This is a genomic window from Armatimonadota bacterium (genome assembly GCA_016869025.1).
Classification (GTDB): Bacteria; Sysuimicrobiota; Sysuimicrobiia; order Sysuimicrobiales; family Humicultoraceae; genus VGFA01.
Genome location: VGFA01000017.1, coordinates 19,253 through 38,247, shown reverse-complemented (window position 1 = coordinate 38,247; position 18,995 = coordinate 19,253). Strand labels below are relative to the sequence as shown.

General features: G+C 68.5%; 20 protein-coding genes and 2 tRNA genes. 11 read left to right on the top strand and 11 right to left on the bottom strand.

The window, feature by feature from the left end; all coding sequences use genetic code 11:
- Window positions 1-4: 4 nt before the first annotated feature.
- Window positions 5-94 (bottom strand) — tRNA-Ser (locus FJX73_09460).
- A gap of 80 nt (window positions 95-174) precedes the next feature.
- Between FJX73_09460 and FJX73_09455 the strand changes: the two genes are divergently transcribed.
- Genes FJX73_09455 through FJX73_09445 form a run of 3 tightly spaced genes read left to right on the top strand, consistent with a single transcriptional unit; the run spans window position 175 to window position 3,178 of the window.
- Window positions 175-1,557 carry an amidohydrolase family protein gene (locus tag FJX73_09455; protein ID MBM3471001.1) on the top strand — a complete coding sequence of 461 codons (1,383 nt, stop codon included), beginning with the start codon at window positions 175-177 and terminating at the stop codon, window positions 1,555-1,557.
- A 41-nt stretch (window positions 1,558-1,598) separates the two neighbouring features.
- Window positions 1,599-2,423, top strand: coding sequence for a methyltransferase domain-containing protein (locus FJX73_09450; GenBank protein ID MBM3471000.1), 825 nt, complete (start codon window positions 1,599-1,601; stop codon window positions 2,421-2,423).
- The gene (locus FJX73_09445) at window positions 2,420-3,178 is read left to right on the top strand and encodes an SDR family oxidoreductase (protein ID MBM3470999.1); all 759 of its coding nucleotides are present in this window, start codon (window positions 2,420-2,422) and stop codon (window positions 3,176-3,178) included. The genes FJX73_09450 and FJX73_09445 overlap by 4 nt, the downstream gene beginning before the upstream one ends.
- Window positions 3,179-3,212: 34 nt before the next feature.
- Here the strand turns inward: FJX73_09445 and FJX73_09440 are convergent, their stop codons facing one another.
- From FJX73_09440 to FJX73_09415, 6 genes are read right to left on the bottom strand one after another with little or no spacing between them, the layout of a single operon-like run.
- Window positions 3,213-4,007, bottom strand: a complete 795-nt coding sequence (locus tag FJX73_09440) for an MBL fold metallo-hydrolase (protein ID MBM3470998.1) — start codon at window positions 4,005-4,007, stop codon at window positions 3,213-3,215.
- Window positions 4,004-4,591, bottom strand: coding sequence for an HAD family hydrolase (locus FJX73_09435; GenBank protein MBM3470997.1), 588 nt, complete (start codon window positions 4,589-4,591; stop codon window positions 4,004-4,006). The genes FJX73_09440 and FJX73_09435 overlap by 4 nt, the downstream gene beginning before the upstream one ends.
- A gap of 8 nt (window positions 4,592-4,599) precedes the next feature.
- A complete protein-coding gene (locus tag FJX73_09430) occupies window positions 4,600-5,448 on the bottom strand; it encodes a 5-deoxy-glucuronate isomerase (protein MBM3470996.1) in 849 nt (282 codons plus the stop codon).
- Window positions 5,445-6,938 (bottom strand): hypothetical protein, encoded by a 1,494-nt coding sequence (locus tag FJX73_09425; GenBank protein MBM3470995.1) that lies wholly within the window; start codon window positions 6,936-6,938, stop codon window positions 5,445-5,447. The genes FJX73_09430 and FJX73_09425 overlap by 4 nt, the downstream gene beginning before the upstream one ends.
- 3 nt (window positions 6,939-6,941) lie before the next feature.
- Window positions 6,942-7,391, bottom strand: a complete 450-nt coding sequence (locus tag FJX73_09420; GenBank protein ID MBM3470994.1) for a tripartite tricarboxylate transporter TctB family protein — start codon at window positions 7,389-7,391, stop codon at window positions 6,942-6,944.
- A gap of 4 nt (window positions 7,392-7,395) precedes the next feature.
- Entirely contained in the window at window positions 7,396-8,355 is a 960-nt protein-coding gene (locus tag FJX73_09415; protein MBM3470993.1) for a tripartite tricarboxylate transporter substrate binding protein, read from the bottom strand.
- A 134-nt stretch (window positions 8,356-8,489) separates the two neighbouring features.
- Between FJX73_09415 and FJX73_09410 the strand changes: the two genes are divergently transcribed.
- The 4 genes from FJX73_09410 to FJX73_09395 are packed head-to-tail and all read left to right on the top strand — an operon-like array spanning window position 8,490 to window position 11,542.
- On the top strand, window positions 8,490-9,269 hold the full coding sequence (locus FJX73_09410) for an ABC transporter ATP-binding protein (GenBank protein MBM3470992.1): 780 nt from the start codon (window positions 8,490-8,492) through the stop codon (window positions 9,267-9,269).
- Window positions 9,266-10,057, top strand: a complete 792-nt coding sequence (locus FJX73_09405; GenBank protein ID MBM3470991.1) for an ABC transporter permease — start codon at window positions 9,266-9,268, stop codon at window positions 10,055-10,057. Before FJX73_09410 ends, FJX73_09405 begins: the two co-directional genes overlap by 4 nt.
- Complete coding sequence (locus FJX73_09400) at window positions 10,050-11,072, top strand: hypothetical protein (protein ID MBM3470990.1); 1,023 nt, start codon at window positions 10,050-10,052, stop codon at window positions 11,070-11,072. Before FJX73_09405 ends, FJX73_09400 begins: the two co-directional genes overlap by 8 nt.
- Before the next feature lie 29 nt (window positions 11,073-11,101).
- On the top strand, window positions 11,102-11,542 hold the full coding sequence (locus FJX73_09395) for an NUDIX domain-containing protein (GenBank protein MBM3470989.1): 441 nt from the start codon (window positions 11,102-11,104) through the stop codon (window positions 11,540-11,542).
- Here the strand turns inward: FJX73_09395 and FJX73_09390 are convergent.
- Complete coding sequence (locus tag FJX73_09390) at window positions 11,534-12,118, bottom strand: QueT transporter family protein (protein ID MBM3470988.1); 585 nt, start codon at window positions 12,116-12,118, stop codon at window positions 11,534-11,536. The genes FJX73_09395 and FJX73_09390 overlap by 9 nt on opposite strands.
- Window positions 12,040-12,438 (bottom strand): NADPH-dependent 7-cyano-7-deazaguanine reductase QueF, encoded by a 399-nt coding sequence (gene queF / locus FJX73_09385; GenBank protein MBM3470987.1) that lies wholly within the window; start codon window positions 12,436-12,438, stop codon window positions 12,040-12,042. The genes FJX73_09390 and queF overlap by 79 nt, the downstream gene beginning before the upstream one ends.
- 112 nt (window positions 12,439-12,550) lie before the next feature.
- Between queF and FJX73_09380 the strand changes: the two genes are divergently transcribed.
- The 3 genes from FJX73_09380 to FJX73_09370 all read left to right on the top strand — a co-directional run bounded on the left by FJX73_09380 (window position 12,551) and on the right by FJX73_09370 (window position 15,705).
- The gene (locus FJX73_09380; GenBank protein MBM3470986.1) at window positions 12,551-14,806 is read left to right on the top strand and encodes a xanthine dehydrogenase family protein molybdopterin-binding subunit; all 2,256 of its coding nucleotides are present in this window, start codon (window positions 12,551-12,553) and stop codon (window positions 14,804-14,806) included.
- Between the two features lie 9 nt (window positions 14,807-14,815).
- On the top strand, window positions 14,816-15,457 hold the full coding sequence (locus FJX73_09375) for a hypothetical protein (GenBank protein ID MBM3470985.1): 642 nt from the start codon (window positions 14,816-14,818) through the stop codon (window positions 15,455-15,457).
- A gap of 173 nt (window positions 15,458-15,630) precedes the next feature.
- Window positions 15,631-15,705 (top strand) — tRNA-Ala (locus FJX73_09370).
- 31 nt (window positions 15,706-15,736) lie between these two features.
- Here FJX73_09370 and FJX73_09365 read toward each other — a convergent pair.
- Window positions 15,737-16,372, bottom strand: a complete 636-nt coding sequence (locus tag FJX73_09365) for a peroxiredoxin (protein MBM3470984.1) — start codon at window positions 16,370-16,372, stop codon at window positions 15,737-15,739.
- Between the two features lie 81 nt (window positions 16,373-16,453).
- Complete coding sequence (locus FJX73_09360) at window positions 16,454-16,924, bottom strand: Cys-tRNA(Pro) deacylase (GenBank protein ID MBM3470983.1); 471 nt, start codon at window positions 16,922-16,924, stop codon at window positions 16,454-16,456.
- Window positions 16,925-16,993: 69 nt separating this feature from the next.
- Here FJX73_09360 and FJX73_09355 point away from each other — a divergent pair, with 69 nt between their 5' ends.
- A complete protein-coding gene (locus tag FJX73_09355; GenBank protein ID MBM3470982.1) occupies window positions 16,994-18,991 on the top strand; it encodes a DEAD/DEAH box helicase in 1,998 nt (665 codons plus the stop codon).
- Window positions 18,992-18,995: the final 4 nt, after the last annotated feature.

Genomic DNA, 18,995 nt, shown 5'->3' with positions numbered 1-18,995 from the left:
CGACTGGCGGAGAGGGTGGGATTCGAACCCACGAGGGCTTTCACCCTAACGGATTTCAAGTCCGCCGCCTTCGGCCAGGCTCAGCCACCTCTCCGGCGATGATTATAGCAAAGGGAATCCGTGCTTTTCGGCCAACCTCCTGAAAGAAGGGCCAGCAGAAAGGAATGATGCCGAGTGCACGATCTCGTATTGACGGGCGGGCACCTGCTCGATCCCGCCAACAACATGGACGGGCCTGCCGAGCTGGCCATACGCGACGGGCGGATCAGCGAGGTGGGCCGGGTAACCACCGGCGCGCGGAGAACCGTGGATGTCGCCGGGCGCCACGTGATCCCAGGAGTGATTGACAGCCACACCCACCTCTCGCGCCACTTCGGCTCGGCCGAGGGACACCGCATGGTGGCCGCGACGGGTGTCGTGACCGCGCTCGACATGGCCGGTGAGATCGAGGACCTGGCGCGGGACCTGACAGGCGGAGGCGCCGGGCTCAACATCGCCTACCTCCACCCGCTGGTTCCCGGAGCAACGCTGCCGTCGCTCGATCCCACTGGGAACGAGATCGCCGGCGCGGTTGACCGGGCGCTGACCAGTGGCGCGATCGGGATCAAGCTGCTGGGCGGCCACTACCCTCTAACACCAGAGGCCACTGCACAGGCCGTGGAGGAAGCGGCCAGGTGCCGGTGCTACGTCGCCTTCCATGTGGGAACAACCGCAACGGGCTCGGACATCCGCGGGCTCGAAGAGGCACTCGACCTGGCCACGGGCCGCCCCATCCACATCGCCCACGTGAACTCGTACTGCCGCGGCCAGCTGATGGGCGATCCGGTCGTGGAGGCGCAGCGCGCGCTCGAACTCCTGACCGCACACCCCTCCGCGGTCAGCGAGTCGTACCTGTCTGTATACAACGGCACGTCGGCACGGTGCCGCAGCGGCGCCCCGGCAAGCGCGGTCACGAAGACTTGCCTCCGGCTGGGGGGCTACGAGCAGAGCGAGAGAGGGCTGGAGGCCGCGATCCGCTCCGGCTACGCGCGCATCCACATCCAGAAGGGCGGCGAGATCATCCTGGCATCACCGGCGGACGGGCTAGAAACATGGCGCACCCTGGAGACCGACGCAGGCGTCTCGTTCCCGGTCAACCACATCCCGTCCGCGATCCTGCTGGCGACCGCGCGGCGCGACGGTGCCTTCGTGATCGGCGGCCTCAGCACCGACGGCGGCGCAATTCCGCGCAACTTCCTGGTCCGGCACGGGCTCATGCTGGTCCAGATGGGCGCCTGGACCCTCCGGGACTTCGTCGTCAAGGCCAGCCTGAACCCTGCCCGCATGTTGAACCTTCCGACCAAAGGACACCTCGGTGTGGGCGCCGACGCCGACGTAACGGTCGTGGATCTCGAAGCAGGGCGTGCCACGTGGTCTGTGGCCGGAGGGCGCGTCGTGCTCGCCGAAGGACGGGTCGAGGGACGTGGTGGCACCCTGCTGGTCTCGCCCGCGGGAGAGGGAGCCGCCCGCTCCCGCGGACTGGCCCATGAGGTAGTCCACCGCGATGGGTGGCGCTAGCGCATGAGGATGGCGCTTGCGCATGAGGTATAATCCATCTTATGGAGACCCAGGCCATGGAGACCCCGGAAGAGCGGTTCTCGTTTGCCAGGTTCGCGGCGCATCCGTTCTTCAGGGAAGTCAACGCCTGGCTGGTGGCGCGCGCAGGCATCAGGCCGGGCGCCGACGTGGTTGACCTGGGATGCGGCCCGGGCGCCATCACCGAGCTGATCCTGCAGCGGATGGGCGTGCCGCCGCTGGGCCGCGTCTTCGCCATAGACCCCTCCGCTTCCGCGCTGGTGCTGGCGGCGCAGCGAATCCAGTCTGCCATCGTGCGGTTCATCCAGGGGACCGCGGAGCGCCTGGGCAGCCTGGTGCCGCAGGTGGACACGGTGGTCTTCTGCAACGCCATCCACCTCGTCCCGGACAAGGCCCAGGTGATCGCCGGGATCAGCAAGGTGCTGCGCCCCGGCGGCGTGTTGGCGTTCAACACCACCTTCTTCGAGGGCGCCTACGCCGGGGACAGCCTGCGGTTCTACAAGCACTGGGGGCTGCGGGCGATGCGCCTGCTGCGCGAGAGGGGACATGCCGTTGTCCGCGACGCCAAGGCCACCGCGATGCAGTGGCTGACCCCGGCGGAGTATCGCCGCCTGCTTGATGATAGCGGGTTTGCCGAGACCGAGGTCGAGTTCCAGGAGAAGCAGCTCCCCTGCCAGGCCTGGGAGGACATCAGCGAGTTCTCGATGTTCATCGAGGGCGCGCTGCCCGGCGTCCCTCTCGAGATCGGCATGGAAGCGCTCAAGGCCGGCGCCCGCCAGACCTTTGGGGACCTCAAGCTTCAGACGGTCCCGCGGATCTGGATGCAGGTGGTCGCCCGGCGCCCCTGATGCTCGATTCAGCTTCCACGCTGGTCACCGGCGGATCGTCCGGCCTCGGACGAGCCATTGTGGTCGCGCTTTCCCGAGCCGGGGCGCGCGTCGCGTTCACCTACCGCTCCAACGCGGCCGGCGCCGAGGCGCTGGTCCGTGAACTGTCTCCGCCTGCCGAGGTTCTCGCAATCCAGGCCGACGTGGACTCCGACGCCGACGCGGCGAGGTGCATATCCGAGACTGTGGCGCGGTTCGGGGGCCTCGACATCCTGGTCAACAACGCCGGCATCACGCGCGACGCGCTTGTGGTGCGCATGCAGCCGTCCGACTGGAACGCGGTGCTGGACACCAACCTGTCCGGCGCTGTACGCTGCTGCCGCCACGCGCTGCCCCACTTGCTGGCAAGCAGCCGGGGTCGAATCATCAACATGTCCTCCATAGCAGGGGTCGCCGGCGGCGCCGGCCAGGCCAACTATTCGGCTGCCAAGGCCGGCCTGATCGGGCTGACCGAGGTGCTTGCCCGGGAACTGGCTCCGCGCGGTGTCACCGTGAACGCGGTAGCGCCGGGTGCGATTGACGCGGGCATCGTGGCGGCCATGCCCGAGGAGCTTCGCCGGAAGTTGCTCGAGGTGATTCCGATGGGCCGGATGGGCACGGCCGAAGAGGTGGCGGCCCTCGTGGTGTTCCTGGCCGGCCGCGGGGCAGGGTACATCACCGGTCAGACGATAGCGGTAGACGGCGGGACCACCGGCGCCGGCCGCGCCACTACCTAGATCACGCCGACGGAATCACACTGCGCCGCCGGGATCACTCCACAGCGTAGATCGCGCCGTCGTCCGGCACCTCCACCGGCCCGACGAACTCGCTCCTGGCCTCCTCCACCCATTGCGCCGCATCTGCCCGGTAGTCCAGGTGCACGAGAAGAAGCCGGCGAGCGCCGGCGAGCGCCGCCAGGCGGGCGGCCTGCGCAGCCGTCGAGTGACCCCCCTCCGCCGCCCGTATTGCCTCGGACTCGAGGAAGGTGGCCTCGTGAACAAACAGCGCGGCATCGCGCCCGAACGAAGCCATTGCCTCCACCGGCCGCGTGTCAGAGGAGTAGACGACCCTCGCGCCCGCAGGGGTATCCCAGCGGATCGCGAAAGCGGGCGGGCCGTGGTCCGACGGCAGCGCAGAGAGCCGTCCTCCGGCGTGCTCCCAGAATGGGCCAGCCGCGTCGCCTGTCGGTGAGGTTGCACCGGCGGCCAGAGGGTGCATCTCAAGAAACTCCGCGCGCCGGCCCAGGTCGAACACGTCCAGAAGGCCCCGCAGCTTGCCTATCTCCGGCTCCGGCGCGAACAGGGGCAGTGGTTCCTGGCGGGCAAGCATCCAGAGATGGTGCACCAGAGACGGCAGCCCGTAGATGTGGTCGGGATGCGCGTGCGTGATCACAACTGCCCGCAGGAGCATCGGATCGAGCCCTGCCTTCCGCAGCTTGAGGAAGACGCTGCCCGGACAGTCAACCAGGACCGACGACTCCTCCATGCGGAAGGCCAGCGCCGCGTTGTCGCGGTGCGCGGTCTGCACCGCGCCGCTGGATCCCAGGACCACCAACGATGCGCTCACGAGAGCACCTCCGGGAGCCGTGCCAGTTCTGCGTCGCCGCCAACCCTGTAGAACGGGACACCACGAGAGGCGGCCACCTCCTCGTCGTGCGGGGTGTCGCCGACGAAGACCACGACGGTGCGCCCTGCGGCGCGCAGCCGGTCCAGCGTACGGCCCTTGTCGCCGCCCTCAATCTCGACGAAGAACTCCGCCAGGCCATGGCGCGCGGCCTCGGCCACGAGGTTGGCGTGCGGCAGGCCGCTGGACAACACCAGGTCGTGGTCCTCCCGAAGTGCCTCCAGCATCGCCCTCGCCGAGGGGAACTGACGCATCCGATCCTTCTCCTGCTCGTTGTAGCCGGAGTAGCGCCGCGAGAACTCCTCGCGGTCCGCGTCGGACACCGTGCGGCCCAGGGCGGCAGCGGTATCGGCCAGTTGAACGAACCGGTGGGCGCCGCTGGTGCGGGCATAGGAGGCGTCCACCGTGGCCCGGTGCCCGGGGTCCAGTCCCAGCACCTCGGATACCGCCCGCCAGTACGACTCGCGCTTGATTTCGTACGCGTCCACCAGTGTGCCGTCGAAGTCGAAGACGATAACAGGGCGCATTTCCGGCTCTACCGCGGACGGTTGATCCAGGCATGCGCCGGATCGTCCGCCCAGGCGGCGTACTCCACCTGCTCGCCCGAGATCGCCCAGAGGTAGACCAGATCGTAGCCCCCGGCTGCCACGATCGGGTGGTAGCCGCGCGGTATCACAACGGTGTCGCCGTCGCGCACCCTGTAGATCCTCTCGAACGGCGCAGGGGCGTCTGGAGGCGTGTAGACCATCTGCAGCCCGAACCCGTCCGGCGGCCGCACAAAGTAGTGGTAGACCTCCTCCATCGGGGCCTCGCCTCGACCTTCGGCGATGGCGCGGCGCGTGTCGTGTTTGTGCGGCGGATAGCTCGACCAGTGGCCAGGGGGGTTGTGGGTCTCGCCCACGAGCATCCGGCTGGTCACGCTCTGGTCGGCAACGCTGATGACGCGGCGCGACCAGTTCTCGGCGCCCACGTTCCTGACGGTGATCTGATCCAGGCCGATGATCCGGGGAGAGCGTGTGGCGGCCGGAGGCGCGGAGAAGAGCGCCAGATGTGCTCCGTCCGCAAGGCCGACCAGGTCTACGCGAGAGCCCGCGGGCACGAACACCGCGGACGGCGGATCATCGAAGACCGATGCGCGCGGGCCGAGGGTCCCGGAAAGCGTCCCCGCACTTCCGGAGACGTTGACCACGCAGCCGCCTTCGATCACGTATATGACGGCCTCGCGGTCGCCGGACTCCCAGGAGAAGGGCGCCCCACCACCGGCCAGGGTGACAAGCGCGAATTCCAGGTGCGTCAGCGGGCTGCTCGCGGCCGACGCCACCAGAAAGTGCGCCGGAGGGTTCATGACGGCGGGGATGTGTTGGCTCTCAGCCAAACTGCTCATGCCGATACTGCTCCCTTCCGGGCCAGCCGCTTCTGATGGGCGAGCTGGCGAATCAGCGACCCGGCGCCGGCTGCCAGCAGCAGCAGGCTCAGCGGCCTCGTGACGAAAACCGTCATGTCCCCGCCGGTGATGATCATCATCCTCCGGAACTCCGACTCCATCATCGGCCCCAGGACCAGTCCCAGGATCAGCGGGATCAGCGGGTATCCGGCGCGCTTGAGGACAAACCCCAGGATCCCGGCCACCACTGCCACGACGGCGTCGTACATCCAGCCGTTGAGGGCGTACGCGCCCAGCACCGACAGCAAGATCACCAAAGGAGGCATCAACGCCGGCGGCACGCTCAGCGCCTTGATGAACACACGGATGCCGCCGAGCTGGAAGACGCAGGTGGTCAGATTCGCCACGATCATTGCGAAGACAATAGCGTAGATGAAGTGCGGCTGGAAGGTAAACAGCAACGGGCCGGGCGTGACGCCGTGGATGACCAGCGCAGCAAGGATGGGAACTGCGGCCGCCTCCGCGGGCAGCGCAAGCGTGAAGGTGGGTATCAGCCCACCGCCGATGCAGGCGTTGTTGGCCACCTCCGGCGCGATGACCCCTTCGAGCCGGCCGGTGCCGAACTCCTCGGGGCGCGGGGAGATCTGCTTCGCCCGCTCGTAAGCCAGGACCACGGCCACGCTGGCGCCGGCCCCGGGCAGCAGGCCGATGAAGGTCCCGATCCAGCTCGACTCCAGAATGATGCGCCACATGCCGCGAAGCTGCCGAATGCTTGGGAATAGCCGGCCGAGCTGCTGCGTGACCATCTGGCGCAGCTCTCGGCTGTGGGCGGCATCGTCGAGCGCCTGCGTGATGCCAAACATGCCTATCAGCACGGGAACGAGCCCGATGCCGCTGGCCAGGAAGGGGTTGTCGAAGGTGAACCGTCGGACGCCGGTCATGGTGTCTATCCCAACGGTCGCGAGCAACACGCCCATCGCACCCATCACCACGCCCCGCAGGAGCGAGGGACCCGAGACGCTGGCTATGATCGTCAGGCTGGCAACCGCCAGGGAGAAGTACTCCGCGGGCCCAAACAGCAGCGAGAAGCGGGCCAGCGCCGGGGAGGCCGCGAGCAGCGCCGCGGTGCTGATCAGCCCGCCGATGAACGACGCTATCACCGCGCCGCCGAGCGCGACCCCGGCCTGCCCCTTGCGCGCCATGGGCAGGCCGTCGAACACGGTGGCAATGGCGTTGGGGTTGCCCGGGATCCCGAAGAGCACCGCGGGTATGGACGCCCCGGTCACCGCCCCAAAGTAGAGCCCCAGCAGCAGGCTGACGGCGGTGAGACTGTCGAGGTGAATCGTAACGGGCAGAAACAGCGCGAGCCCCATCGTGGCCGTCAGGCCGGGAAGTGCGCCGATGAAGATCCCGACGATGTCGCCCACGACAATCCACAACAGCGTGGTCGGCTGGAGGACGAAGGCCAGGCCCTTCAGCAGGGGTTCCATGCGTTAGAATCCCAGGAGCCCGCGTGGGAGGGAAACGTCGAGCAGCCGGCTGAAGATCCACCAGAGGGCCAGGGGAAACCCCACCCCGGTCAGGAGCCGCGTTACCGGTCCGATGCGCCGCCGGCTGTCAAGGTAGAGCGAGGCGGCTATCAGGAAGAGCGCGGCGGAGATCACGAAGCCCATAACCGGCAAGAGCAGCAGGAACGCAACCGTGCCTGCGCCGATTCCAAGGGCCTGCTGCCATGGCTCCGCGCCGGAAGAACCGCGGCGCGTCTCCCCGATCAAGGCGGCCGCTGCCCCGACCAGAACTAGGGCAGCGACCGCGATTGGAAGGGCCTGGGGCCCTGGATCTCCCTTGACGTGCCGGCTGGAGATCTGGCCGGCCAGCAGGAGGGCCAGGAGCGCGAAGGCGGCCAGGGACGCGGCGACGGCCAGCCGCGAAGTCCGCGTCATCTCCTCACTTCATCAGGCCGACCTGGCGCAGCAACTTCGACAGGTCCAGCGTGAGCACCGCGAAGTACCGTTCCAGCTCCTCGTTGGCCATGTATGTCTTGACCAGTCCGCTCTCGCGGGCGAACTGTATCCAGTGGGGATCGTTCATTGCACGCGCCACGGAGGATGCGATTGCCCTGCGCACCTCCATGGGAATCCCCTTCGGCCCGCTGATCGCGCGGAAGCTGCCCTGGGGGATGTTCTTGTACCCCAGCTCGGTCGTCGTGGGCACTGCCGGAAACAGCGTGGTCCGCCGCAGGCTCGTGACCGCGAGCGGCCGGAGCCGCCCGGCCTGCGCCTGCACCTCGGACTGCGAGAACACGCCGCTGGTCACGACGTTCCCCAACACGCCTGCGATCAGGCGGGCGCCGCCTTCGAAGGGCACCACGGTCCAGGGTCCTCCGGCCGCCTTGTTGAGGGCCTCAGCGGTCAGGTGAGTCAACGCGCCGACGCCGGCATGACCGATCGTGATCTTACCCGGGGCCTGCTTGCCCGCATCAATCAATTCCTGGAGGGTCTTGTAGGGAGCCGCTTCCAGAACAGCGATCACGAAAGGATCCCAGTTCAGGCTGGCGATGTGGTCGAGCTGGATGATCGTTCCGGCGGTCAGGCCCTGCAGCGTCGCCGTGACGGTGTGCGTCCCGGACAGCAGCAACGTGTGGCCGTCAGGCCTGGCGCGCAGCACCTCGTTTGTCCCAATGCCGCTGCCTGCTCCGGGCATGTTCCGGATAACAATCGGTGCTTCAGTGAACCGCTGTATTGCCCGCTGAATCTGGCGGGCTATGATGTCGGTCCCTCCGCCGGCGGTGAAGGGCACCACGATGCTCACCGGCCGGGCTTCCGGCCAGACCTGCGCTGCCGAGAGGCCGCCGGGAATCATCGCGGACAGCAGCACGATGCCGACGAGTGCAATCGTTCTTCTCACGGTCCTCGCCTCCTTGTCCTTTCCCCGCCAGGATGCTTCTCTGGCAGCTTGAGCCCGTCCTGCAGTGTTACGCGTCCTCCGTGATACGTGTCCTCCGAGGAGTGCGCCGTACACACGTAGAATGCCACACTCCAATGTCTGTGAAGATCCTCGTGTCCGACGTGACCAAGATCTACCCAGGGCTGGGCCGCCCCGTGGTGGCGCTCGATCGGGTCTCTCTCCAGGTGTCGGAGGGGGAGTTCGTCTGCATCGTGGGACCCTCGGGCTGCGGGAAGTCCACGCTGCTGCGCATCCTGGCGGACCTCGTTCCCTGCTCCTCCGGGACGGCGGCGATCGCCGGAGGCGGCCGGGGCAAGCCGCTACACAGTCTGGTGTTTCAAGAGTACGCGATCTTCCCCTGGAAGACGGTGCTGCAGAACGTGGCCTTCGGACTGCAGATGCGGGGCGTGGCCCGGTCCGAGCGCGAGGCCACGGCCCGCGAGTGGATCGACCGGGTGGGCCTAGGCGAGTTCGCCGAGGCCTATCCACGCCAGCTTTCAGGGGGGATGCGCCAGCGGGTCGGCATCGCGCGGGCCTTCGCCAACGATCCCGAGGTCCTGCTGATGGACGAGCCGCTGGGCGCGCTCGACGCGCAGACCCGGCTGATTCTCATGGACGAACTGCTTCGCCTTTGGGAAGCCGACCGCAAGACCGTTGTGTACGTCACGCACGACATCGAGGAGGCGGTCCTGCTGGGCGACCGTGTCGTGCTCATGACCGCCCGGCCTGGAAGACTGAAGGCCGCGTTCACTGTGCCGTTCGCCCGGCCGCGTGGCATAGAGGTGATGGGCGATCCGGCGTTCGCCGGCCTGTCCTACCAGATATGGGAGGCGCTGCGGGATGAGGCGATCGCGGCGATGGGGACAAGGGCATGAGTGACCCGCGCCGCGACCGCATGCTGGCGCTGGGCGCGCCTGTCTTCCTGGTCGGTCTGTGGGAAGTGGCGATCCAAACCGGCGTGCTCGACGCGCGCTTCTTCCCGCCGCCGTCGCTGGTCGTCCTCACGTTCTGGCGCCTGCTCGCCGACGGAACCCTGGCGGCGCACACCGCGGCCAGCGTCACGCGCGTGCTGGCGGGCTTCGCGATCGGCGCCGCGGCAGGACTGGTGGCCGGCCTGGCGATGGGCACGGTCCGCTCGCTGCGCGTGGCGCTCGAACCGACCATTTCGGCGCTCTACGTGATACCGAAGGTCGCGATCCTGCCGCTGGTCATGCTGATCTTCGGCCTCGGCGAGGCCTCGAAGATAGCCATCATCGCCATCGCCACCTTCTTCATCGTAGTCATCAACACGACCGCCGCTGTGGTCGGCGTTGAGCCGCTCTACATCGAGGCGGGCAGGGCGTTTGGCGCGCGGAGACTGCAGATGTTCGCCCACATCATCCTGCCCGGCGCGCTGCCGGCGATCTTCACCGGCATGCGCCTGGCGCTGGGCACGGCGCTGATAGTGATCATCGCCGCCGAGTTCGTCGCGGCCAAGGACGGCATCGGCTATTTCATATGGTTCGCCTGGAACACGCTGCGGCCCGAGGAGATGTTCGCGGGCTTCATCGTCATCGGTGCACTGGGAGTGCTGTCGTACGAGGCAGTACGCCGGATCGGCCACCGGGTGATGCCTTGGATGGAGGACGATCGTCCACGAGGAGGGAGAATAGATCATGGGTAACCCTAACCGGCTTTGGGCTGGGATGGCCGCCGTCGCGATGGTCGTAGCCACCGCGACGGGCGTAGTCGCCGCGGCTCCTGCCGCACCGCGCGTCGAGAGGGTCGTGGTGGCGCACGTGCCGCTGATCAACTTCGCCACGCTCTACGTGGCGATAGAGCGCGGCTTCATGCGCGATCAGGGGATCGAGGTCGAGCTGCAGCGGGTGGCCTCGGGCACCGAGGCGGTGGCCTTCCTGGCCCAGGACCGCCTCGACGTAGGCGCGATCGGCCTGGCGGCCTCGATCTTCAACGCCTTCAACCGCGGCCTGGAGATGCGCGTCGTCGCGTCCACCTCTTCCTGGGGACAGCGCCACGGCACGCGGATCCTGGCGCGCCTGGACCTCTTCGACTCGGGCGAGATACGCTCGGTGCGCGACCTGCGGGGGCGGCGCGTGGCAGTCGCCGGAGGCGCGGGGTCGGCCGGGCACTACCTCTTCCTCATCGGCGCGCGGCGCGGGGGCATCGGGCCGCGCGACTTCGAGCTGGTGAACCTGCCCAACCCGGACCACGGCCCGGCACTGCGGGCCGGCCGCGTGGACGCCTCCCTGACCGGCTCGCCGTTCTCCTCGGCAGCGCTGGCCCAATTCCTGGCGCGGCCGCTGCTCGAGAACTTCGCTCCGGGCACCTCTACGACGGTGTTCGCGTTCTCGGGAGGGTTCATGCGCACCCGGCCCGAGGTCGCCACTCGCTTCCTGATGGCGCTGATGACCGCGGCGCGCGCCATGCAGGGCGAGGGGTACCTCGACCCTGACAACGTCGCTGCCTACAAGAAGTACACCGGCGTGCGCGACGAGGTGCTGCGCGGAGAGCCGCCGCTGCTCTACTACCCCGACATGCGAATCGTTGCGACCACCATTGTGGACATGGAGAAGGCCTTCCGCGAAGCCGGGCTGGCAGACTATGCGACGGCGATTCCGATCGAGCAGATGGTGGATCGGCGTTTCCAGCAGGAGGCGGTGAAGCGGCTGGGGCGCTAGAGCCGCGGGCGGTGCCCTGGGAAGCGCTGATGACCGCAGCGATCGAGATCATCGCCAGGGCCGCGATCACCGCAGAGCGGCACCTCCTGCTTGCCCGCAAGAAGGGTGCCGCGCACACCTTCCTGCCCGGAGGGCACGTGGAGCTCGGCGAGCCGGCCGAGGCCGCGCTGGCCCGGGAGCTTCAGGAGGAGCTTGGGATCGCCGTGGAGATCGGCAGGTTCCTGGGGGCGGTCGAGCACGCGTGGGACGATCCGCAGGGGCGGAGCCACGAGTTGAACCTGGTGTTCGAGGTCACCTGGCCCGGGCTGGACGGACCGGCCCCGGTTCGATCGGCGGAACCGCACCTCGAGTTCGTCTGGCAGCCCACGGACCGGCTCGCCGCCGGGAACCTGCGACCCTGGGTGCTCTGCGACGTCCTGCCCCGGTGGCTCGACGGCGGGGCATGCGGCTGGGCCAGCACGCTACGGTAGGGGTCCTGCGCGCCGCTCGCGATCCTCGACCGCCCTGTGTATGCGGGCCATGATTGGAACACCGCCGACGATGAGTACGACCTCGCTCAGCAGGAGCGGCGGGAACAGCACAACAAACGGCACACCCAGCAGCACCGATAGCATCAGGGCCACGGCCGCGGCGATCACCACGGCGTAGACCGCGGCCCCGGCCCAAGCCGACCGCCGGCCGATCACAATGCACAGCCACGCGCCGGCCAGGTTGGCCAGCGGCATGAACCCGAGCTCCCAGATGCCTGCCTGCGGGCTGGTGATGTTGCTGAGGAAGTTGCCGAGCACGAACGCCGCCACGAGATGCGGCCGCCAGATGACCAGCGACTTCAGCGCCTCGGGAATCCGAAATTGAACCGGACCGTAGCTGATCGGGCCGAACGCCACGGTCAGCGCCGCGTACGCGGCGGCGATGACGCAAACCTCGGCGAGGATCCGCTGGCTGCCGCGGTGCGATGCCACCCGGACTACTCCTGCGGCCAGCGGGCCCGGACGGTCGTGTGGACCCCGCCGCGGACGTTGTAGTCGAGCACCAGCTCCATCCACTTCGGCGCGGCTGCGGTCACCAGGTCGGCCAGAATGCGGTTGGCTGCGTGCTCCTGGTAGATACCGACGTTGCGGTAGGAGTGAAGGTAGTACTTGAACGACTTCAGCTCCAGCACGCGCTCGCGTGGAACGTAGCGCACGGTCAGCCGGCCGAAGTCGGGCAGGCCGGACCACGGGCAGACCGCCGTGAACTCGTCGGTCGCTATCTCCACGACGGCGTCGCTGCCGGGGTACTCGTAGGGGAAGGTCTCCAGCAAAGCGGGGTTGATGCGCTCGTAACCCTCTTGATCCATGGAACCCTCCTCCCTGGCCAGCATCATACGCGCGGCGGCTCCCAGGCCGCAAGGCAGCGCAGCCGGCAACGCCACCCGCGCGCAAGGCATCCGGGCGCGTGGTGACGAAGAGCACCGCAACAACAACGGAGGGACGAGAATGCCGGTAATCGGGAAGGCCCACAGGCGCACCGACGGCCTCGAGAAGGTCACGGGTGCGGCCGGATACACCGAGGACCTGCGCCTGCCCGGGATGCTGCACACGCGGCTGCTGCTCTGCCCTTTTCCGCGGGCGCGCATCGTGCGGCTGGACCGCGGCCCTGCGCTGGCGACTCCAGGCGTCGTTGCCGTGGTGACCGCGGACGACCTGGCCGGGCTCGGGGAGGGCGCCTCCCGCCTGCTGGCCGGATCCCTGATCAGGTACACGGGCGAGCCGGTCGCGGTGGTGCTGGGCGAAAGCGAGACCGCCGCATCCGACGGGCTCGATGCACTCCGTGCGTCGGTGGAGTTCGAGCCGCTGACCGCGGTGCTGACCATGGACGAAGCGTTGCGCGAGGACGCCCCCCTGGTGCGCGAGTCGGCCGAGACCGAGGAGGATGACGCCGAGGCGCACGCGACGGTGGTCCTGCAGGAGAAGAGGGCCGAGCGCCCCAGCAACGTGGCCAACCGGGTGGCGTTCACGCGCGGCAGCATCGAGGACGGCCTGCGGCAGGCCGATGTGATCCTGCGCCGTGCCTACACCACCTCGCGCATCCACCAGGGCTATCTGGAGCCACAGGCCGCGGTTGCCGCCGTGGATCCGGTAGCCGGCGGGGTAACGATCTACACCTCCACGCAGGGCCAGTTCTACCTGCGCGCGGAGACCGCGAAGCGGCTCGGCCTGTCCCAGCAGCAGGTTAGGATCGTGCCGATGACCGTGGGCGGGGCGTTCGGCGGCAAGATCGTGAACTTCCAGCCCCTGGCTGCCGCGCTGGCGATGCTCACGCGCCGGCCGGTGCGCATCGTCCTCACTCGACACGAGGACTTCCTGGCAACTGAGCCTGCCCCGGCCAGCCGCATCACGGTCGAGCTGGGGGCAACACGGGAAGGCGCCCTGACCGCCCTGCGGGCCAGGATCGAGTTCGACTCCGGGTGCGAACCCGGCGCGCCCCTCACGGTCGCCAGTCTCATGCTGGGGGGATACTACCGCATCCCCAACCTGGCGGTGGAAGCCGTGGACGTGCTCACCAACAAGCCCGCGGCAGGCGCCTATCGCGCGCCGGGTGTGCCGCAGGCAACCTTTGCCATCGAGTCGGCTATGAGCGAACTGGCCTCACTGCTGGGTGTGGATCCTATCGCATTTCGGTTGCGCCACGCCTCAGGTCCGGGCGACCCGATGCCCCACGGACGGCCGTGGCCCAACATGGGGCTCCGGCAGGTGCTCGAGGCGCTGGACACCCACCCGGTACGCCGTCGCCCCCGGCGGGCGGACGAGGGGATCGGCGTGGCGATCGGGGGCTGGCCCGGCGGGCTCGAATCGGCGACCGCATGCGTGCGCGCGAACACCGACGGCACGTTCCAGATCGTCACGGGCGCGGTGGATATCACCGGCACGGCCACCACCATGGGCCTGATCGCCGCGGAGATCCTGGGAGTCGAGCCAGGCAAGGTGCAGGTGATCACGGCCGACACCAATCAGGCGCCCTATGCCGGGATGTCGGGCGGCAGCAAGATCACGCACACGGTCGGGGCCGCTGTCCGGCGCGCTGCCCTGGACGCGCGCCGACAGATCCTGGCGATCGCCTCCGACCACCTGGAGGCCCGCCTGGAAGACTTGGTGGTCGAGGAGGGCCGGGTGCGGGTCAAGGGCTCGCCCACGGCAGCCCTGTCGCTGGCTGAGATCGCCACGTTGAGCATGAAGTTCGGCGCCAGGTACCCTCCGGTGTTCGGGCAGGGCTCCACCGCGATCACCCGGCAGGCTCCGGGCTTCGCTGGGCATCTCGTGCGCGTGCGTGTGGACCGCGAGACCGGCGCGGTGGAGATCCTGGACTACGTGGTCGCGCAGGACGTCGGGTTCGCGATCAACCCGCCTGAAGTGGAAGGACAGGTCCACGGGGCCGTGGCGCAGGGAATCGGTTGGGCCCTGTTGGAGCAGGTTGTCTACGACGAGAACGGCGGCCTGCTGACCGGAACCCTCGCCGACTACGCGCTGCCCAGAGCACCAGCGGTGCCGCCGGTGGACGTGGTGCTGATCGAGGTCCCCTCGGACGAGGGGCCGTTCGGCGCCAAGGGCGTGGGCGAACCGCCGGTGATACCAGGCGCGGCGGCGATCGTGAACGCCATCGCGGACGCGACGGGTGTGCGGCCCACATCGCTGCCTGTTACCGCCGGGCACCTGGCCCTGGGACCGGGCCGGGGCATGCAGGAATCGGGCTGAATCCCGCGAATGGCCACCAGACAGACGTGGATTCAGTTGCGGTACTGGTCCACCAGCAACAGCAGCTACGAGTCAGGGAACACTTGGAGTTCACCGTTGCTCGGCTTCTCGCTGCGCCGGGACGTCATGGGTGGGGCCTGGGCCCTCAGCTTCAACTTTGATTCCGGCTCGGTGAACAACTGGACGGGCGGTGGCGGTGATCCCGGATCGTTCAACCGCTTCTGGAACCTCAACGTGCACCGGAACTTCCCCATGGCTAACGGCCGGGCGGGTTTCTACGCGGGGTACGGCGGCAGCGCGTTTGAGGACCCGGCCTTTCCCTGGTACGTCCGGCTGAACGGCTTCCGCTTCGGAGCAGATGCAAGGGTCAACTTCGGCGGGAACTGGTACCTCACGGGCGACCTGGGGTACACCCCGCGACAGACCGGCTCTCAGTTGAACTGGAACCTCGGGGGTGTCGTGCAGGCGCCTGCTTCGCTACTGGACTACAAGGTCGCGTTGGGGTACAACTTCAGCCCAACGGTGGGTGCCGAGGCAGGATACAGGGCCATAGACTGGCGGTACGACCCCACGATCATGTGCGGAGGGTCGACCAGCTGCGGCGTCAAGTGGGGCGGCTGGTACGTCGGGCTGAACATTGCCATGCCGTAAGGGCGAAGGCGAGGTTGTCACGGAGGCGCGAGCCGGGGAGGCCCCCCGGCTCGCTTCCTTGTTGTCCTGGGGCCTGCCGCGCAAAGGGGAGTCGCAGGGGTTGCGCGGAAGGCAGGGGGTACCGGTTGCGACCACCCCGCAAGAACCGCTATCATGGGAGGCGCAACCCACGCGGGGACGTAGCTCAGCGGGAGAGCACCTGCTTTGCACGCAGGGGGTCAGGGGTTCGAATCCCCTCGTCTCCACCAGCCCGACCCAATCCCAGCCAGCACGCGGCCCTCAGGCCTGCCCTCCGCGCCCCTCATCGGCGTACTCCTCGTACACCCTGCCCACCATCTTCGCCGATGGCTTGAGGGTCTTGTCCCCCTCATCCTTCCACTTCGCGGGAGTGCCCTCGCCGGCGTGTCTGGCCAGGCGCAGGTTGGCCTTGAGCTTCCGGAGCAGCTCTTCGACGTTCCTGCCCAGGTTGTAGTGGTTGACCTCTGAGTTCAGGAGCGTCCCGCTGGGACTGATGATGAACGTCCCCCTCAACGCGAGCCCTGTGTCCTCATCGTAGACGCCGAACAGCCTAGAGACGTTGCCGGTAGGGTCCGCCGCCATCGTATACCTGACGTCTCTCAGCATCTTCTCGTTCCGTTGCCATGCTAGGTGGACGTACTTCGTGTCCGTGCTGATGGTTACGACCTCGGCTCCGAGCCGACTGAACGCCTCATGCTGCTCTGCCAGAGCAGCGAACTCGGTTGCTCAGACAAAGGTGAAATCGGCAGGGTAGAAGAACAGGACCGTCCACTTTCCGCCGGCGCGCAGCGCCGCGAGACTAACCTCTCCGAAATCGCTCTTGGACGGCTCAAAGGTTTCGAGTCGGAAATCCGGCACATTCTGCCCAACCCTCAGACCGCAGCAGCCCGCACTCATGACTAGGACCCCCTTTCAATCAGTGTCTCAGTCAGTTCCCGGAGGATGTCCGGGGAACCCCCCGGCGCCTCCACTCTTCCTTCAACCGATCTTGCCGTGCATTTGTTCCACCCGGGCATCCGTAGCGCGCACAAGGTCGCGCGGGTCAATCCAGATCTGCAGCCCCCGCACGCCCGCGCTGATGCTTATCCGGGGGTGTTGAAGGGCTGAGGCGTCAATGAACGTCAGGCAGGGCCGCCGTGTCGCCAGGGGCGATACGCCCCCTTTGACGTAGCCGACCAGCCGCATCAACTCGCCCGCGTCCACCAGCTCGGCGCGGCGGGCACCCGCGCACCGCGCCAGCGCCCGGAGGTCCAGCTCGTGACTGGCCGGGACGCACGCCAACAGGACCGCGCCCTCGCTGGAGCGCACGACCAGCGTCTTGAAGAGCTGCCCCGGCGCGATTCCAAGACGCTCGACGGCCTCCGCAGCCGTGTGCTCCTCGGCCTCAAACTCCAACAGGTCGTAGTGGATGCCCAGCTCATCCAGAACCCTGGTCGCCCGCGTGCGCATTGTGGACTGGGAGTTCGGCGGGAAACCCTGCGGCATCCTGCGCCATGCTGACTGCGCTATACTGACACGGTGAGCCAGGTCACCCTGCATCCGGGCATCCGCCCCACCCTGGCCGAGGTGGGCGAGGCGCCCCCCGGCGAGTTCATCCCGGCCCGGTTCCAGCAGGAGGCCCTGGCCGCTCTGGGATCGAGAGACGTCCTGGTCTCGGCGCCGACCGGCAGCGGCAAGACCTGGATCGCGCAGGAGGCGATCCGCGCCTGGCTGACGGCCGGAGGCCAGAGCTGGTACACCACGCCGCTGAAGGCGCTCTCGAACCAGAAGTTCCGCCAGTTCCAGCGGCTGTTTGGGGAAGAAGCGGTCGGCCTGGTGACCGGGGAGCGGCGCATCAACCCCCGCGCGCCGGTCATCGTGGGCACCACCGAGATCCTTCGCAACATCCTCTATGCCGGGGGCGCCGGCATCGCGTTCATCGTCCTCGACGAAGCGCACTACATCGGAGATACGGAGCGCGGCACGGCCTGGGAGGAGATCCTGCTCCTCTCACCCTCCAATGCGCGGCTCCTGCTGCTGTCCGCCTCGATTCCCAACGTGGACGAACTGGCGGGGTGGATGACCGAGATCCGCGGCCGGCCACCGGCGGTAGTGCTGGAGGATCGGCGTCCGGTTCCACTGCGGCTGCTCCTGGCCGACGGCGGCGGCGGCCTCCTGCCGCCGTCTCTGGCCGGAAAGGTGCGGCGCGAGGAGCGTCGCCGGGGCTGGCTGACCGAACTGGTGCGCCAGCTGGATGCCGGCAACCTGCTGCCCGCGATCCTCTTCTTCCCCTCACGCCGCGAGTGCGACGTGGCGGTCCGCGAGCTATCCGCGCTTCGGCTGCCCGGGGCGGAGGAGCGAGCCAGGGCGCTCGGCAGGTGGGAGTCGGAGTACCCCACGCTGCTGGGCCACGCCTACCGGCACACGTTGATCCAGTGCGGGATCGCGCCCCACCACGCAGGCCACCTGATGGCTTGGCGCCTTGCGGTTGAGGACCTGCTGTCCCTCGGCCTGGTGCGCGCGGTCGCGGCCACGACGACGCTGGCGAGCGGGCTGGACGTGCCCGCGCGCACCGTGGCGCTGTCAACGCTCGTACGCAACAGCCCGGAAGGGCCGGTCTCGCTCTCGGCAACCGAGTTCCAACAGATGTCTGGACGGGCCGGCCGCAGGGGTCGCGACCGCGTCGGCGTGGTGGTTGTCCCGGCTTCTGATCGGGCCGAGGCCCAGCTCGGCCTGGCCCTATCCGGAGCAGAGGCAGAGCCGGTGACCTCCGCGTTCACCCCCACCTACTCGCAGGTGCTGAACCTGCTGTCGCGGAGGGATCTCCGCACCGCGCTCGCCGAGATCGGCAGGTCGTTCGCCGCCTACCAGGGCCTGCTGGGCCGCCGGATGCGGCAGCCGCGAAAGCTGCCCGATGGAGAGATCGCGGAGGCGGCCGCCCGGGCGCGCGACGGCTTGAGCACCGAGTTCCTGCTGCGGGCCGGCGTGCTGCAGTCGTTGGGATACCTTGACCGCAACGCCTGCCTGACTGAGAACGGCAGGTGGGCGATGCGGCTGCGGCACGCACGCCTGCTGATCCTCGCAGAACTCGTGCGGCGCAAGCAGGTCCCCCCTACCGGCCCGCGGCTGGCCGCGGTCGCAGCCGCCTTGGGCACGGAACGGCCACCCCGTGGCGGCGGGGGCAAGGCGCGCCTGGCGGCGGTCGCACACATCGTGGACGAGATCGCGCGCCTGGAACGGCAGTTCGGGCTCGAACCCGACCCTGTGGCCGGAGAGTTCAAGGCGGAGTGGCACCGCACGCGCCGGCGGCTTGTGCCGTCGCCGGCCGAGCGCCGTGCCGATGCTACCGAGGCGTGGGCGCGGGGCGCGGAGTGGACCCGACTGGTGGCCGCGGCCGAGGCCGAGGAAGGCGACCTGCAGCGCACCATCCTGCAGGCGGGGGAGGTGCTGATGCAGATCGAGAATCTTCCCATGCCTGATCTGCGGGCCCTGGCCCGGGCGACGCGGGAGGCGCTGCTGCGACCGCCCGTCGTATGATCGG

Bases quoted from the DNA above. Each gene is read 5' to 3' on its own strand.
- FJX73_09450 (MBM3471000.1), top strand. From the start codon at position 1,599: ATGGAGACCCAGGCCATGGAGACCCCGGAAGAGCGGTTCTCGTTTGCC.
- FJX73_09435 (MBM3470997.1), bottom strand. From the start codon at position 4,591: ATGCGCCCTGTTATCGTCTTCGACTTCGACGGCACACTGGTGGACGCG.
- FJX73_09430 (MBM3470996.1), bottom strand. From the start codon at position 5,448: ATGAGCAGTTTGGCTGAGAGCCAACACATCCCCGCCGTCATGAACCCT.
- FJX73_09425 (MBM3470995.1), bottom strand. From the start codon at position 6,938: ATGGAACCCCTGCTGAAGGGCCTGGCCTTCGTCCTCCAGCCGACCACG.
- FJX73_09420 (MBM3470994.1), bottom strand. From the start codon at position 7,391: ATGACGCGGACTTCGCGGCTGGCCGTCGCCGCGTCCCTGGCCGCCTTC.
- FJX73_09410 (MBM3470992.1), top strand. From the start codon at position 8,490: ATGTCTGTGAAGATCCTCGTGTCCGACGTGACCAAGATCTACCCAGGG.
- FJX73_09405 (MBM3470991.1), top strand. From the start codon at position 9,266: ATGAGTGACCCGCGCCGCGACCGCATGCTGGCGCTGGGCGCGCCTGTC.
- FJX73_09400 (MBM3470990.1), top strand. From the start codon at position 10,050: ATGGGTAACCCTAACCGGCTTTGGGCTGGGATGGCCGCCGTCGCGATG.
- FJX73_09395 (MBM3470989.1), top strand. From the start codon at position 11,102: ATGACCGCAGCGATCGAGATCATCGCCAGGGCCGCGATCACCGCAGAG.
- queF (MBM3470987.1), bottom strand. From the start codon at position 12,438: ATGATGCTGGCCAGGGAGGAGGGTTCCATGGATCAAGAGGGTTACGAG.
- FJX73_09380 (MBM3470986.1), top strand. From the start codon at position 12,551: ATGCCGGTAATCGGGAAGGCCCACAGGCGCACCGACGGCCTCGAGAAG.
- FJX73_09375 (MBM3470985.1), top strand. From the start codon at position 14,816: ATGGCCACCAGACAGACGTGGATTCAGTTGCGGTACTGGTCCACCAGC.
- FJX73_09360 (MBM3470983.1), bottom strand. From the start codon at position 16,924: ATGCGCACGCGGGCGACCAGGGTTCTGGATGAGCTGGGCATCCACTAC.